The 15787-nt window shown below is 63.3% G+C and carries 14 protein-coding genes; 3 read left to right on the top strand and 11 right to left on the bottom strand.

The genetic code is table 11. The annotated features are described in order from the left end of the window. Nucleotides 1-34: 34 nt before the first annotated feature. The 9 genes from HCN50_RS03820 to HCN50_RS03780 all read right to left on the bottom strand — a co-directional run bounded on the left by HCN50_RS03820 (nt 35) and on the right by HCN50_RS03780 (nt 10377). Nucleotides 35-1282: a class I SAM-dependent RNA methyltransferase gene (locus HCN50_RS03820; RefSeq protein WP_171708254.1), complete on the bottom strand. Its 1248-nt coding sequence runs from the start codon at nt 1280-1282 to the stop codon at nt 35-37. Beyond that, complete coding sequence (locus HCN50_RS03815) at nt 1275-2030, bottom strand: TlyA family RNA methyltransferase (RefSeq protein WP_171708253.1); 756 nt, start codon at nt 2028-2030, stop codon at nt 1275-1277. The genes HCN50_RS03820 and HCN50_RS03815 overlap by 8 nt, the downstream gene beginning before the upstream one ends. A gap of 2 nt (nt 2031-2032) precedes the next feature. Next, nucleotides 2033-2602: a nucleoside 2-deoxyribosyltransferase gene (locus HCN50_RS03810; protein WP_171708252.1), complete on the bottom strand. Its 570-nt coding sequence runs from the start codon at nt 2600-2602 to the stop codon at nt 2033-2035. Nucleotides 2603-2709: 107 nt separating this feature from the next. Further along, nucleotides 2710-4656, bottom strand: a complete 1947-nt coding sequence (gene dxs, locus HCN50_RS03805; RefSeq protein ID WP_171708251.1) for a 1-deoxy-D-xylulose-5-phosphate synthase — start codon at nt 4654-4656, stop codon at nt 2710-2712. A 328-nt stretch (nt 4657-4984) separates the two neighbouring features. Further along, a complete protein-coding gene (locus HCN50_RS03800) occupies nt 4985-6283 on the bottom strand; it encodes a hypothetical protein (protein ID WP_171708250.1) in 1299 nt (432 codons plus the stop codon). 147 nt (nt 6284-6430) lie between these two features. Continuing rightward, nucleotides 6431-6694 (bottom strand): exodeoxyribonuclease VII small subunit, encoded by a 264-nt coding sequence (locus tag HCN50_RS03795; RefSeq protein WP_171708249.1) that lies wholly within the window; start codon nt 6692-6694, stop codon nt 6431-6433. Nucleotides 6695-6824: 130 nt separating this feature from the next. Next, on the bottom strand, nt 6825-7751 hold the full coding sequence (locus HCN50_RS03790; RefSeq protein WP_171708248.1) for a histone deacetylase family protein: 927 nt from the start codon (nt 7749-7751) through the stop codon (nt 6825-6827). An 88-nt stretch (nt 7752-7839) separates the two neighbouring features. After that, entirely contained in the window at nt 7840-9504 is a 1665-nt protein-coding gene (locus tag HCN50_RS03785) for a bifunctional metallophosphatase/5'-nucleotidase (RefSeq protein WP_171708247.1), read from the bottom strand. A 108-nt stretch (nt 9505-9612) separates the two neighbouring features. Beyond that, nucleotides 9613-10377: a crotonase/enoyl-CoA hydratase family protein gene (locus tag HCN50_RS03780; RefSeq protein WP_171708246.1), complete on the bottom strand. Its 765-nt coding sequence runs from the start codon at nt 10375-10377 to the stop codon at nt 9613-9615. A gap of 130 nt (nt 10378-10507) precedes the next feature. On the opposite strand from HCN50_RS03780, the gene HCN50_RS03775 reads away from it, so the two are divergent. After that, entirely contained in the window at nt 10508-11449 is a 942-nt protein-coding gene (locus HCN50_RS03775) for a ring-cleaving dioxygenase (RefSeq protein ID WP_171708245.1), read from the top strand. 86 nt (nt 11450-11535) lie between these two features. Here HCN50_RS03775 and HCN50_RS03770 read toward each other — a convergent pair whose 3' ends face one another. Then, nucleotides 11536-11751: a hypothetical protein gene (locus HCN50_RS03770; protein WP_171708244.1), complete on the bottom strand. Its 216-nt coding sequence runs from the start codon at nt 11749-11751 to the stop codon at nt 11536-11538. 758 nt (nt 11752-12509) lie between these two features. Here HCN50_RS03770 and HCN50_RS03765 point away from each other — a divergent pair. Both HCN50_RS03765 and HCN50_RS03760 read left to right on the top strand, forming a co-directional pair. After that, the gene (locus HCN50_RS03765) at nt 12510-13637 is read left to right on the top strand and encodes a hypothetical protein (RefSeq protein ID WP_171708243.1); all 1128 of its coding nucleotides are present in this window, start codon (nt 12510-12512) and stop codon (nt 13635-13637) included. Nucleotides 13638-13755: 118 nt separating this feature from the next. Continuing rightward, on the top strand, nt 13756-14100 hold the full coding sequence (locus tag HCN50_RS03760) for a GcrA family cell cycle regulator (RefSeq protein WP_171708242.1): 345 nt from the start codon (nt 13756-13758) through the stop codon (nt 14098-14100). 73 nt (nt 14101-14173) lie between these two features. On the opposite strand, the gene HCN50_RS03755 is transcribed toward HCN50_RS03760, so the two are convergent. Then, nucleotides 14174-15457, bottom strand: a complete 1284-nt coding sequence (locus tag HCN50_RS03755; RefSeq protein WP_210264750.1) for a M15 family metallopeptidase domain-containing protein — start codon at nt 15455-15457, stop codon at nt 14174-14176. Between the last annotated feature and the right edge of the window lie 330 nt (nt 15458-15787).

Raw genomic sequence — 15787 nt, 5'->3', positions numbered from 1 at the left:
TCTCACCCTCCAGGGGAGGGTGAAGACAGGATACTTACCTCTTAAGCCTTGCCACCAATTCCACATGCGGCGTGTGGCGGAACTGGTCGACCGGCGTGATGCCTTCGATCCGGTAGCCGCCGTCGATCAGAATCTTTGCATCGCGCGTGAACGTTGCGACGTTGCAGGACACTGCGACCACCGTCGGCACCTTGCTCGCGGCAAGCTGCGTCGCCTGCGCCTGGGCGCCCTGGCGTGGCGGATCGAATACGACGGTGTCGTAGTCGCGCAATTCCTGCGGCATCAGTGGGCGGCGGAACAGATCGCGCGCCTCCGCCTTGATCGGCTTCAGTCCGGAGGTAGTGGTCGCTGCCTTCTGCAACGCCCCGACCGCGCCGGCGTCGCTGTCGAAGGCGGTGACGCGCGACTTCGCAGCTAGCCGCAGCGCGAAGGGGCCCACGCCGCAGAACAGGTCAGCGATAGATTTGGCGCGTTTGCAATGCTCAGATGCCAGCGCTGCCAGCGTTTCCTCGCCCGCCACCGTGGCCTGCAGGAACGAGCCGGGCGGCAGCACGACCTGTGCGGTGCCGATCGAGATAACCGGCGGCGTTCGCATCAAGACCAGTTCGCCATGGCGCGTCAGCCGCGCCAGCCGGTGCTGCCCTGCTATGCGCGACAGCCGCGTGATCAAGGCCGTCGACAACGGGCCGGAGCCGCGCACATCAATATCCAATCCGCTATCGGTCGCGGTGATCTGGATATCCAGCGGCTTGCCCATCGCGATCAGCGGCTCGGCGACGGCCCAGGCCGCCTCGATCGCGCCGTTCAATTGCGGATCAAGGATCGGGCAACGGTCGATCGGGATGATGTTGTGCGAGCCGGCCGCCGCGTAGCCGACCTTGAGCACGTCGTGCGTTCCCACCCGCGCGTGCAGGGTGATACGCCGGCGGCCCGCGCCATGGGCATCGACCAGAGGCGCCACGTCGCAATCGATTCCGGCCTGCGCCAGCGCCGTCACCACCAGTTCGCGCTTCCAGGCGCGATACGGCTCGGCGTCCCAGTGCTGGATCGCGCAACCGCCGCAGACGCCGAAATGCGGACAGAACGGCGCGATCCGCGCCGGGCTGGCGGTCTCGACCTTGAGCAATCGCCGGCGGTCGGGATGGTGGCCGGGAGCCGGACCGGCTTCGATGGTTTCGCCGCCGAGCGCATACGGCACGTAAATCTTGCCGCCGCCTGATATCGCGACCCCGTCGCCGTGATGGCCAACATGGTCGATGACGAGGCGCTCGGTCTCAGCCACGGCGGGCGCCCATGAAGAATTCGATATTGCCGTCGCCGCCCTTGATCGAGGACGGAAACACCTCGATACCGGTGCAGCCGAGCGAGGCCGCAAAGGCCGAGATGTCGTCGCAGATTTCCTGATGCACCATCGCATTGCGGATGATGCCGTGCTTGGAGTGCTTCCGCTCCGCCTCGAATTGCGGCTTGATCAGCGCGAGCAGGTGCATCGGTGCCGCGGCGAGTGACAGCGCCGCCGGCAGCACCGCCTTCAAGGAAATGAAGCTGACATCGATGACGACGATATCGGGCCGCACCGGCAGCCGCGTGCCCTCGAGCTTGCGAATATCGGTTTCTTCCATCGACACGACCCGGGGATGGATGCGCAGCGAGGGATGCAACTGGCCGTGGCCGACATCGATCGCGAAAACGAGGTTCGCACCGTTCGCCAGCAGCACCTCGGTGAAGCCGCCGGTGGAGGCGCCGACGTCGAGGCAGACATGGCCCTCGATTTCGATCGGATACTGCTCCAGCGCGCCGGCGAGCTTGATGCCGCCGCGCGAAACGTAGGGGTGGGCGGGCTGCGCCGACAATTCGGCGTTGGCCGAAATCATCTCCGACGCCTTCAATACGGGCCGGCCGTCGGCCGTCACGCCGCCGGCATCGATCGCCGCGCGGGCGCGGGCGCGGCTGTCGAATAGGCCGCGCTCGACCAGAAGCACGTCCACGCGCTTGCGGGCGGAAGTCTCGCTGTCGTTCCTCTCAGCCAATGTCAGTCCGATTTGCCGGTGGCGCGATCCGCATCCGCCGCGAGCGCGACGCAGGCCTCGAACGAGGTGAGATCGTGCCAGATGTCTTGAGGCCGTTCTCGCGGCGTCACCAGTCTAGCACCATGCAGGTCCAGCGTGTGAATCATCATGAGATTGTCCGGCAGGCCGAAATCCTCGACCGTCAGTCCGTCATCGTCGACCAGATGGCCGCCGGCGGCTTTGCTGACCGCAAAGGATCGCGCGACCCGCTCGGCATAGATGGCGGGATCGTTACTGTAGGCGAAACAGAGCTTGCCGCGGCCGGCCATGTAGCCGAGTTCATAGATGGTGCCGGCGTCGGCACTGGGGCCGCGAAACGGCGTCAAATTGGCAATGATCGCGTCCGCCGCGTCCATCATCGCCTCATTGCCCTTGAAAATGGCGAGCGAGGCGTCGGCGGCGGCAAGGTCAATGGCGTTGTCGAGCGGATAGAGGCCGGTCACGCCATAGCGGGCGCAGATCGCGGTCTTGCGGCGTCCGATCTCGATCGCATCCGGCAGGAACACATCGGGACCTGCCAGATAGATCTTCATGGGATTACCGGCGCTAAGAAACGATTAGGATCCACGGCGGGACTGCGTTCCCTCCGACCTCCCCCGCAAGCGGGAGAGGTCAAGCGTGTCCGCGGATAGCCTCAAGCTTAGGCGAGCTTCACGCTCTCGGTCTTGTAATCCTTGCCGAGCGCATCGAACACCTTAGCGACGATGCCCTTGGCGTCGAGCCCGGCGCGGGCATACATCGCGTTCGGCGTATCGTGGTCGAGGAACTCGTCAGGGAGAATCATCGCGCGCATCCGCAGGCCGCCGTCGAGCATGCCGTAGTCGGACAGCGTCTGCATGACATGCGAGCCGAAGCCACCGATCGAGCCTTCCTCGATGGTGAGCAGCACTTCATGGTCGCGCGCCAGCTTCAGTACCAGATCGACGTCGAGCGGCTTCATGAAGCGCGCGTCGGCGATCGTGGTGGAGAGGCCATGGGCGGCGAGTTCCTCGGCCGCCTTTTCGCACTCGGCCAGGCGCGTGCCGAACGAGAGCAGGGCGATCTTGTTGCCCTGGCGGACGATGCGACCCTTGCCGATTTCGAGGGGAATGCCGACTTCGGGCATTTCGACGCCGCGGCCTTCGCCGCGCGGATAGCGCACCGCACTCGGCCGGTCGTTGATCGCGACCTGGGTCGCGACCATGTGCACCAGCTCGGCCTCGTCGGAAGCGGCCATGATGACGAAGTTCGGCAGGCAGCCGAGATAGGCGTTGTCGAAGGAGCCGGCGTGGGTCGCGCCGTCGGCGCCGACCAGGCCGGCGCGGTCGATTGCGAAGCGGACCGGGAGGCTCTGGATCGCGACGTCATGGACCACCTGATCATAGCCGCGCTGCAGGAAGGTCGAGTAGATCGCGCAGAACGGCTTGTAGCCTTCGGTGGCAAGGCCAGCGGCAAACGTCACCGCGTGCTGCTCGGCGATGCCGACGTCGAAGGTGCGCTGGGGGAAGGACTTGTTGAAGATGTCGACGCCGGTGCCGGACGGCATCGCGGCGGTGATGGCGACGATCTTGTCGTCCTTCTCGGCTTCCTTGACCAGGCTCTGGCCGAACACATTCTGGTAGGCCGGCGCGTTCGGCTTGGCTTTCGCCTGGGCGCCGGTCGCGACGTCGAACTTGACGACGGCGTGGTACTTGTCGGCGGAGGCTTCCGCAGGCGCGTAGCCCTTGCCCTTTTGCGTCACGACATGAACCAGGGTCGGGCCGGTTTCCATGTCACGGACGTTCTTGAGCACCGGCAGCAGATGGTCGAGGTTATGGCCGTCGATCGGGCCGACATAATAGAAGCCGAGTTCCTCGAACAGCGTGCCGCCGTCCATCATGAAGCCGCGGGAATATTCCTCGACGCGGTTGGCGCGATTGGCGATGATCTTCGGCAGGCGCTTATTGATCTGCTTGGCGGCATCGCGCAGCGTGCGGTAGGTCTTGCCGGAATAGAGGCGAGAGAGATAGGCGCTCATCGCGCCGACCGGCGGCGCAATCGACATGTCATTGTCGTTGAGGATGACGATCAGCCGGGAATTCATCGCACCCGCATTGTTCATGGCTTCATAGGCCATGCCGGCCGACATCGCGCCGTCGCCGATCACGGCGATCACGTTGTTCTTGCCGCCGGAGAGATCGCGTGCCACCGCCATGCCGAGGCCGGCCGAAATTGAGGTCGAGGAGTGCGCCGCGCCGAACGGATCGTAGTCGCTCTCGGTGCGCTTGGTGAAGCCGGAGAGGCCGCCGCCGGTGCGCAGCGTGCGGATGCGGTCGCGGCGGCCGGTCAGGATCTTGTGCGGGTAGGCCTGGTGGCCGACGTCCCAGATCAGGCGGTCGCGCGGCGTATCGAAAATGTAGTGGATCGCGGTGGTCAGTTCCACGACGCCGAGGCCGGCGCCGAAGTGGCCGCCGGTCACCGACACCGCGTCGATGGTTTCCTGGCGGAGCTCGTCCGCGACCTGCCGCACCTGCTCAATCTTGAGCTTGCGAAGGTCGTCGGGCGTGCGAATGGTGTCGAGAAGCGGCGTTTTACTAAATGTGGTCACAGCGATATTCCAATTTTGCATGTCGGGATGAAGTCCCGACGCGAGACGGGAAGCGCGTTAACCGCGCCGTGAAAATCCGCGCCCGCCTGCCACCCGGCAGGCCGGTAGCTGATTTGAAAGCTTAGATGCACTCCAGTTAGACCCCTGTGATATGCATCACGTTAGTAGCTTCTAACCCTTCCCGGTTCATTTCTTCAGCTATTTGAAGTGTTTGCAGCCGTCCGAAGTCAGCCGCAAGCTGCTCTCCCCAGCCCATAGAACCGCAAGCTTTACACTAAAGCCGTCGCCAAAGCCAACCCGGACAGCCGAATCGGTTCCGGACCGCCCCGGGGCAAAAAATCCCGGCTTTTCAACCGCTGCGGCGAGTGGATGGTTCCAGTTTGCTGAAATCGGCGGCACTTGCGGCCCCCATTGTGCCCGCCTCGAGCCTTTTCCAGGCCCGATCGCGAGCGGCGGAATCGCCGGTCGCGATCTCAAGCGCGGCATCGGGGACGGCCATCCGGGCGCTGAGGGAGACCGGACCGCAGACGATCATGAAGAAGTCGTAGAAATTGGGCCGCTCATTGGCCATCACAAACTGGAAATGCACACGGAAGAATTGCCAGCGAAACTTCTCGTAGTGCTCAGGCCGGATGATGTCGCGGAAGCGGACCGGCACGATCGTCGGGTTGCGCCTTGCGGCGCCGACGTCGATGCCGTGGCTTGCGATCGGATCGAACTGGTAGAAATTCATCACATCCTTGCGGGCCTGACAGTCGATCCAGTCGATCGACGGCTCGACCGCCAGCATCCGCAGATGATCGCGGAACTGCTTCGACACGGCGTGATAGCCGACGATCGGGAAATTGCCGCCGATGGTCAGAAGCACGATCCGCGGGCCGTAACGGCCGAGCGCCGGATCGAGCTTCAGCGCGCGCGCCAGCATTTCCGTGCTCAGGAACGATCCGGAGCTGTGGCCCACGATGACGATTTCGTCGGCATCGGTGCTCTTGGCGACATTGACGAGATGCTGTGCGAAGCGGTCGATCCGCTGATCCCATTCCGGCCGCTCGCGATGCGAGAACGCCCAGGTCCAGATCGTGTCGCATAGCAGATAGAGCACGTAAGTGGCGTTTTCCGTGTATTTCAGCACGGCCCCGAGCAGTGCCACGAAGATGGCGACCGCGATCGCGATGCTGAAGGCGTCGGGAATGCCGATCGCGTTTAGGCCTTTCTCGAACACGAAGGCGATGCCCGCGACACACGCGGCCTCGAGCAGTAGCATCAGATGGGGATAGGTGATGAAGGTCGCGAAACGCCAGTTCGCCTTGCCGAAACGGGCGATGGTGCCGGCGAAAACCAGGCGCCAGTAGATCCAGACCGCGTTGAACACGGTGCGCCAGATCGGCGACGCTAGGTCCTGCTGAATGAAATCCTCGAACCGGAGGAAATCGTAGCTTGTGCGGGTCTGCCAGTCCTCGGCCTTGGTATCGATGGTCCAGGACGCGATCTCGTCATCGGCGGCGACCTTGGGCCGGCTGATGGTGGCCTGGAGCTGATAAAGCCGGCCGAACTTGCGCAGCTCGGTCCGGAACATGCGGTAATATTGTGCCAGCCCGCGCGGATCGTAGCCCTGAATATAGATGATATGGCGGTGCTGGACGCGCACGTACTGTCCCCAAATGTCGGCGGACTATATCAGCCTGCGCCGAGCCGGAGGAACTAATTCGGCTGGTTCACCTGCCATGTGAGGAGGGCGGAAATTCGCCCAATATTCCCAATTCTTGCGCCGAATCTCGAAGAACCAGTCGATGGCTTACTGCACGTCGAGCGGCTCGATGCCGGCGGCCTGGCCGCTGGCATCGGTGGTGATCTTGTCAACGCGGGCTTCCGCCTGCCGTAGCAGCTCTTCGCAGCGGCGCTTCAAGGCTTCGCCGCGTTCGTAGATCGCGACCGATTCCTCAAGCGGCACCTTGCCGTCCTCGAGCCGCTTCACGATCGATTCGAGCTCCTCCATCGCGCGCTCGAAGGAGAGTTTCTTGACGTCCATCTGGGCGTTTACTTGAGCATTTTCGGCCATATCGAGTTCCCGAATGCGCATCATAAGAGCGCAGAATCAAACTATAACGTTTTCAGGCGGCATGGATACCGGTCCGCGCCAAGAAAACGCGTCAAAACAAAGGCTTTTGCGGGCCTATTGTGGTGGCGATTTACGTGCCCATCAACGCCGTGACGTGCGCCGCAACCGACTCTTTCAGCCCCTGCAGGTCGTAGCCGCCTTCCAGCACCGAGACAACCCGGCCGCCGGCGCTCGCATCAGCCACATCCATCAGCTTGCGCGTGACCCAGCCGAAATCATCCGCCTTGAGGTTGAGCGAAGCCAGCGGATCGCGGTAGTGCGCGTCAAAGCCGGCGGAGATGATGACCAGTTCCGGCGAGAACTTCTGCAATTGCGGCAGGATCAGGTTTTCGAAGGCGGCGCGGAATTTGGCGCTGCCGTCCTCGGAGGCCAGCGGCGCATTGACGATGGTGTCGTGCTCGCCGCGCTCGCCGCTGGCGCCGGTGCCCGGAAACAGCGGCATCTGGTGCGTCGAGCAATACATCACGGTCGGATCGTGCCAGAAAATATCCTGCGTGCCATTGCCGTGGTGGACGTCGAAATCGACGATCGCGGCGCGGCCGATGCCGTATTTGCGCTGGGCGTGGCGCGCGGCGATCGCGACATTATCGAAGAAGCAGAAGCCCATCGGCTTCGAGACCTCGGCGTGATGGCCGGGCGGACGCACCGCGACGAAAGCGTTCTGATGGGAGCCGGACATGACAGCATCGGTTGCCGCCACCGCGCCACCGACGCCGCGCATCACCGCTTCCCAGGTGCCCGGCGACATCGAGGTGTCGCCGTCGATATAGATCATGCCGCTCTGCGGGGCGATGTGGCGGAGCTCGCCGACATAATGCTCGCCATGGCACAGCGTGACGGAATCGAGACTGCCTTCCGGAGCCTCACTGCGCGTCAGCGGCTTGAAGCGTTGGTCCGCCAGCACCTCGGCGACCGCGCGCAGCCGGTCGGGGCGTTCCGGATGCCCCGGTGGCGTGACATGGTCGAGACAGGCGGTATGGGTCAGAAGCAGCGTCATGCGAAATCCTGGCGTAAAGGAGCGCGCCGGCAAGGAGCGGCTAATCTAGGCGGTTAGGGGCCGCTCGGAAAGGCCCGCGGCATTCAGCTCAGTTGATCCTGGCAATGCGATCCACTGCGGTCGGACCAACCGGGCTGTTGGTTTGGAAGTACTCATGCAGCGCGTCGATGTCGTAGACGCCGACCAGCGGTGCGGTTCCCTTGGTGAGCACGGTGAAACCGTCGCCGCCGACCGACAGGAAATTGTTGACGGTGACGCGATAGCTCGTGGCGGGATCGACCGGCTGTCCGTTCAGCAATATCCGCTCGGGCAATATGCGCTCGCCGTCAGGCCGGTTGTTGTCCCATGCATAGGAAAAACCCTTGGAGACCTGCAGAATCCGCGGCCGCTTCGGATCGAGCCATTGCTGCTCCAGCATGTCCTTGATCTGCTTGCCGGTCAGCGTCAGCGTCACCAGTTGGTTGCGGAACGGCTGGCTGGCGAACAGGTCGGCATAGGTCACCGCGCCATCTTCCCGGCGCGTAACATCGGCGCGCACGCCGCCGGGGTTGGTAAAGGCGATGACTGCGCCACCTTTCGCCTCGCTGCTGGTCGCTGCGAGCTGCGCATCGGCGATGATGTCGCCGAGCGGGCTTTCGCCGGCGGCGTTCGGCGTGCGCGAGAGCGTTGCTGTAACCGCGCCGGCCGGGCGGTTGGCGATTGGTGCGGCAAGCCGGTCATAGGCGTCCAGCAGCGCGGTCTGTTGCGGGTCTTTTGCAAGAGCAGCGGTGCGGACGATGTTGTTGTTTGCTTTGGCGCTGACGATGTCGCGGGTTGTCGGATCAAGCTTCAGGTCGATCGTGGTGACGAGCGTGCCATATTTGTCGCCGGAAGTGACGAGCCGCCCGTCGATCTCGCAGACATAGGCTCGATGGGTGTGGCCGGTAACCACGACATCCACCGCCTTGTCGAATTTCTTGACGATGTCGACAATCGGCCCGGAAATGCCAGGGCATTCGTTGTAGTCCCCGGTCGGCAACCCGCCTTCATGGACCAGCACGACGATGGCCTCGACGCCGCGCCCCTTCAGTTCGGGGATCAGCGCGTTCACGGTATCGGCCTCGTCGCGGAATTCGAGGTCGGCAATGCCAACAGGTGAAACGAGGCCCGAGGTGCCCTTCAACGTCAGGCCGATGAAGGCGACCGGAATGCCGTCGAACGCACGAATTTCGTAAGCAGGAAACACTGTTTTGCCGCTGCTCTTCTCGATGGTGCTGGCGGCGAGATAGCGAAATTTCGCGCCCGCAAACGGGTGCGGTCCCTGGCATTTGTCGACCGGATGGCAGCCGCCATTCTGCATGCGCAAGAGTTCGTCCTTGCCCTCATCGAATTCGTGATTGCCGACGGAGGAAAGCGCCAGCCCCATCATCGACAGCGCTTCGATCGTCGGCTCGTCATGGAACATCGCAGACAAAAACGGGCTGGCGCCGATCAGATCGCCGGCCGCGACGAAGATCGAGTTCTTCTGTCGTTCGCGAAGCTGACCGACCAGCGTCGCCATATGCTCGGCACCGCCGGCCGCGACGGCGACTTTCTTCGCCCTGTCCTCGGGATCGGCAATCGTGATCCCGCCCGGCGGCGGGCGGAGATAGCCGTGAAAATCGTTGATCGCGAGAATGCGCAGGTCGACCGGCGCCGGGGTTTGGGCGAGAGAGGGCGCGGCAAGCGTCAACGTGATTGCAGAAGCGAGGATAGGGCGGAAAAGAAATTTCATGGCTTTGATGTTTCCACGTCATTGCGAGGAGCGCAGCGACGAAGCAATCCATTCTTTCTTGATGCGGCGCGGTGGATTACTTCGCTTCGCTCGCAATGACGGCGGGCCTTACCCCTTCTTCCGCTCGAAGAACGCCTTGAAAGCCGTCACCGCCTCCTTGGAGCGTAACCGCTCGCCGAACAGATGGCCTTCCTGGTCGATCCGGCGCGTCATGTCCTCCGGCGGCAGTTTGAGCAGTTTGCGCGTGATCGCGACGGCTTCCGCCGGCAACGCGCAAATCTCGCGCGCGACCTTGCGCGCCTCCGCTTCGGTATGTCCGGGCGCAACCACCACATTGACGAAGCCCGCATCGCGCGCCTCGTCGGCGGAAAACTTGCGGCCCATTACCAGCATGGCGAAGGCGCGCTGGTGGCCCATGGTGCGCGGCATCAACAGGCTGGAGGCGCCCTCGGGCACCAGTCCGAGATTGATGAACGGCGTAGAAAAAGTCGCGGTCGTGCTGGCCAGCACATAGTCGCAATGGAACAGCATGGTAGTGCCGATGCCGATCGCGACGCCGTCGACGGCGGCGATGATCGGCTTGGCGTTGTGCGCCAGCGAATAAAGCAGCTTTACGGCGTTGGACGCGCCGCGTGGCGTGTCGGTATTCGAAGTGCTCTCTTTGAGAAAGTCCTCAAGATCATTGCCGGCGGTGAACACGCCCGAACCGCCCGTTATGATGATGCAGCGGATATCGGGGTTGTTTTGCGCCTTGTCGATCGCATCGCTCATTCCACGATACATGTCCTGGGTGAAGGCGTTCTTCTTTTCGGGCCGCCGTAGCTTGATCACGCGTGTCGCGTCTTCGTCTGAGACAATGAGATGCCCGGTCATGAACGTGCCCCTGGAACGCCGGCGGCAACGGTGCCGCTGGCCAATCATCGGGTCACATCCTACATGATCCGGCTATAGACCAAACTACAACCTGCGATTTTCCCGGGGATGTGACTGCGAGGACAATGCAATGCAGCTAGGCGGAATTCATCACCTGACCGCAATCTCCGCGAAGCCGCGGGAGAATTTGGCCTTTTATACCGGCCTGCTCGGCATGCGGCTGGTCAAGAAGACGGTCAACCAGGACGACGTCAGCGCCTACCACCTGTTCTACGCCGACGGCAAAGCCAATCCCGGCACCGATCTCACCTTCTTCGATTTCCCGGCCGCGCCGGAGCATCGCGGAACCAACTCGATCTCGCGCACCGGCCTGCGCGTCGCGGGCGAGAAGGCGCTCGGCTATTGGCGGGATCGGCTCAAGAGTGCCGGTGCGGCGGTCCGCGATGTCGTCGAAGTCGACGGCCGGTTGACGCTGCCGTTCGAGGACGGCGAGGGGCAGCGGCTGGTGCTGATCGACGATAGCGGCGCGGGCCCAGCCGCGCCGTGGGAGAAGAGCCCGGTGCCGCCGGAGCATCAGATCCGCGGGCTCGGTCCGATCGTGTTGACCGTGCACGATATGTCGCGCACCGCCTTCGTGCTGACCGAGGTCATGAACATGCGCCGCGTGCGCGACTATGCCGCCCACGGTGCGGAAATTCATGTGTTCGAGATGGGCGAGGGCGGCCCCGCCGCCGAACTCCACGTGCTCGAGGACAAGGCCTCGCCGGCGGCGCGCCAGGGCGCCGGCGGCGTGCACCATGTCGCGTTCCGCACGCCGGATGAAACCCAGTATCACGCCTGGACGCAGCGGCTGAATGAGCTGCGCATTCCCAACAGCGGCGAGATCGATCGCTTCTATTTCCGCAGTCTCTATTTCCGCGAGCCCAACGGCATCCTGTTCGAGATCGCCACCGACGGCCCGGGTTTCGCGACCGACGAGCCGATGGAAAGCCTCGGCGAGAGGTTGGCGCTGCCGCCGTTCCTGGAGCCGCGAAGGGCGGCGATCGAAGCGGGACTGAAGCCGATTTCGTAAGTCGCGTAGGGTAAGGTAGAGCCAACGGGCGCGGCTCTCGGCCGGCACCGTTGGCTCCATCCACTTACATGCTACGTGTTACGCGCTCACGCCTCGTTCTTCGGAACGTATTTGCCGAGCACGCATTTGTAGCTCTTCAATTGCCACGCGTGATATGGCCCCTTGGAGAGCCAGTCGGCGATGCCGATCTGCGCGTTGACCGCGCAGGCGCCCATCGTAATGCCGGACTGCTCACTGGTGGTAACGACCTTTTCGAGGCAGAGCTGGCTGTTGCAGAGAACAGCGATGAGAGTAACGAGCATGGTGACCTTCGTTGTTGAACACCCGGTTCGCTCAGGCCATGCAGGGTTCGTGCCAGCAGGGTGCGCGCCCGGCCTTTAAGGAAATCGGTCCGTAAAACGACGCACTTCAAAGCCGCGCCGTTTTCGGCACGGACGGTGGACAGAACGCTCAAGGAATACGAATTGCGGCAATAGTAGAGTTCTGACGTGGACGATTCGCAAAGCGTAGAACTACGGTCTCTGCGCGGGATCGGCCGTGACTGTCATTGTCCGGCAACAGTTCTGGAAGGGGTTGTTCGGCGCGCGATGAAGCCTGCCGTGGCAGGACGTGCATCGTCGCAGGAGAGGCCGCTCCAGCGCGAGCCGCAAATTCAGATCGTCGGGCGGATTTCGTTCGCGACCAGCCTTTCCGACTCAATTCTAACATCAGGCCGTGCTCGCCTTGCGCGCAACGCGTGATGCGGTTCCGGCGAGCAGGATGCGGCATTCGTGCAACAACCAGCGTCGTAAATTTCGGAAGCCGCATCGTTAAGCAGCGATGGCCGGCGCGTGCGGATATAATCGCGCCCACGAATCCAGAAGGGGTTTTCGATGTCGAAGTTTGCGATTGGCGAGCGAGCCGAAAACGTCGCCAACGATCACGGGTCGGGCACTGTTGTCGCTGTGTTTCCGATTCCTGACGGAAGCTTTGGACATCCGGTCGCCCCGAAAGGCTATGGCGCGCTCCAATTCTTCACCGAGGAGAAGCTGACTTTCGCCGTTACGAGGCAGGGGGTCACATGACAGGCCGTGCAACCACGCGAGCGATCTCCACGCCCGAACTGACGGAGGGCGATAGCGACGCCATGCGCATCAGGCATCAGCTTGATGCCTGGGCCAATGCCTCAAACCGCACTCCAAGGCTGGTGGCAACACCGGCGGAAGAGCTCAACATTGAACCCTCCGGCAAGGCGCCGCTGCCGGCGAAGAAGCGCAGCCGCTCCTCTTCGGCGGGCGGTCGTACCAAAGGCACCAGGGCGGCCAAGGCGAAGGCAACGGAGGTAACCAAAGCCAACATCGAACCAGCGGCACCCAGCGCGCCGCTTGAGCCGCCGATGGTTTCCGCCGCGCCCGGCATGGCAGAGTCCGTCTCTGCCGTGCCCGACGCCGTACCGGCACCACCGCGACCCGAGCGCGCCGGCCGCGGTGGCTTCGCCCTTGCGGCAGCGCTGGCGCTGGCCACGGTCGCGGCCTATTTCTCCGTCGCCGGCATGGCCGAAATCTTTCCCGGCGATCCGGTTGCGGTCATGGTGCTTGCCGCCACGATGGAAGCCGGCAAGCTCGTGATCGCGGGATGGCTGGCCGCGCATTGGCGCCTGACCAGTTGGAAAATGCGTTTTGTCATGGTCACCCTCGTTGCCGGCCTTGCGCTTATCAACGCTGCCGGCGTGTTCGGCAAGCTGGTCGAGGCACATGTCAGCGTCGCGGCCACGGCGCGCTCCGGCGTCAGCGAGCGCATTGAATCGCTCGACGCCCGCGTCTCGGCGCAATCGGCCGTCGTCGCCGATCTGGCGAGCCGCATCGCGCAAATCGACCGTGCCGTCGATGAATCGACACGCCGCGGCCGGGTGACGCGGGCCATCAACATCGCAACGCAGGAACGTGCGACACGGGATCGGTTGCATACCCAGCGGCAGGCGGCTACCGCAACGCTGGTCGGATTGCAAAGCCAACGCGCGGCGCTGGCGGGCGAACGCGCGCGCATCGAAGCATCCGCAGGCCCGATCCAGTATCTCGCCATGATGGTCGGCGTCGCGCCCGAAGCGGCGGTGCGATGGCTGATCCTGTTGATGGTGCTGTGCTGCGATCCCGCAGCGATCGCCTTGACGGTCGCTGCGGCGACCTCGCGAGCCCGCGAACCGAGATGATGAGTGATGTCACCGGCGCGAGTCGGGTAACGTCAGCATTAACGACAAGATGGGCTGTCGAAGGCGCGCCATCAGCAAAGACTCGCCTCGCGCTGAGATCAGGCGTATAACCATCTCCATGAGTTGGGATGCGAACGACGTAGCACTGCTCAAGAGACTCTGGACCGAGGGCCACAGCGCGGGTCAGATCGCAAGCAGGCTCGGTTACAGCCGCAACGCCGTGAGCGCCAAGCTGAAGCGCTTGGGCCATAAGCGGGGTCACAAGCCGCCTACCGCCAGTCCCAAGATCGTTTCAGTGCCGACGCGAAAGCCAAAGCTGGCGGCGGCCTGTGCTCGGCCGGTGGATCGGGTGGTGTCCAAGCCGAAGGTGTTGAGGCTTAAGCCTGCAGCGACGCCGGCCAAAGAACTCACCAAGCGCGAGCTTTACGCCATGCTGGCTGATGCGGTCAGGAACACGGGCTGACTCCTGCGGCCGCCTGGTTCAGCGGAAGGGATTGATCCGCCCCTGACAGGAGCGTGAGCGGGCTTTGAGCCGGCTACATGGTCCTCGCTCTCGCGAGCTTGGCCGTCTTAGCCGTCTTGGCCGTCTTGGCGATTTTAGCGGTCTTGACCCGTTTCGCCTTGCGATGATCGTCCCGCGCAGCCTGCCGGCTGCCCTTCTTGACCTTCGCTTCCACGGCGCGAGTCTTCTTGATCTTCGCGTCCGCAACCTTCATCGTCTTCGCTTCAGCGTCGTTCTTGGTCTTCGCTTCCGCGATTTGGGTTTTCTCCCCACCGCGGCGAGAGACATATTCCTGGCCGTCGGTCGGCGCCACATGGGGCGGGTCTCTGTCGAGGTACGGCCGGCCAATTCCAAATTCCTTGCCGTGCGCGTCGATCCACTTCCAGAGCTTTTCGGTAGAGACCCAGCGCTGCGCGCGGGTTGCGCCCTTCACGCTCACAATGTCGGCCGCAAGCCCGCGGCCATAGCCGCCGCGGAAGCTGCCGCCATGGTAGGACCGGTCGGTTGCCGCCTTCAGGCCGCTTGCGATTCCCTGACGGTAATCATCGCGGAACGCGCTGGTGATGCCGGGAGAGAGGCCAGCCTGCTCGGCCGCGTGAAGGGTGTGAAACAGCTTGAGCTTGAACTTCCGGTCCATGCCGCCAATCACATAGTCCATCATCGACATGCCGGCTCTTTCAGCGGCCTTCGGGTCCTTCCAGGTGAAGTCCTCGTCGACACGCCTGGTGAAGGTCCGGGTGACAGTTTTCGTCTTGCCCTTGCGCTTGATCGTCACCTTGCGCTGTTCGTGCACCTTGATGGCGTCGATCTTGGGCGCCCGTTCGTACAGGGCCCATAGGTAGCGATCGATGCAGATCTCCGCGACGAGACACTCCTCGTTGATCTGGAGGGGAGGAATCGCCGGCTGGGCGTTGTCAGGCACCACATCGGTCGGGGTGACCATCGCGAGTTCGCTGGACGGTTCCTCGGCCGGCAGCACCTGCGACGGATCGGTCAACGAAATTTCGAAAAGCGATATCGACTCATATAGCGCCGCCATTTTGGCGGCGACTTTCGCTGGCGCGAGATCAGGCGTGCTCGCCGTCGCCGCCTGGACGGCCGGCGCTTCAGTCGGGAACACCTGCGCCGGATCGGTCAGCGATGCCACGACAAAAGATTTCGACTGATCCAGGCCTGCCGTCGTGTTGGTGGCTTTCTCTGGCGCGGATGCAGTCGCCGTCGCCACCTCGGCGGCGATAGCCGTGACGATCGCCTGTGGCGTGTCCGCAGGTGCAGTATTTGCGATGAGAGATCGCTCGCGGCGTTCCACAGGTGGCATTGCGCCGGCGCTCTTGCTGGAACCACGGGCATTATCGATAGAAGCGCTGACATGTTCGATGGAAGGTGAACCAACGCCTGCGAGCCAGGCGAGAACGCAGCTCGCGAGGGCCGTGCCCGCGAGGGCATTGATTCGGCGCTGCGCCTTCGTAGCCAACCGCCAGGGGTCCATGATGCGGCCTCCCAAGGCTCCGCATGAGCCTGATTACACAGCCAAGCACGCGACGGGGTTCATTCTTCGGATTGCGAAATGAATGCGCAACGGCGGGACGATACGGGAGCATTCCTTTTTTTATGGGTGTTGCTTCTAAACAACGGGCTCAGCATGGAA

The organism is Bradyrhizobium archetypum (genome assembly GCF_013114835.1).
GTDB classification, from domain to species: domain Bacteria; phylum Pseudomonadota; class Alphaproteobacteria; order Rhizobiales; family Xanthobacteraceae; genus Bradyrhizobium; species Bradyrhizobium archetypum.
This window is presented reverse-complemented; position numbering and strand designations above follow the sequence as displayed.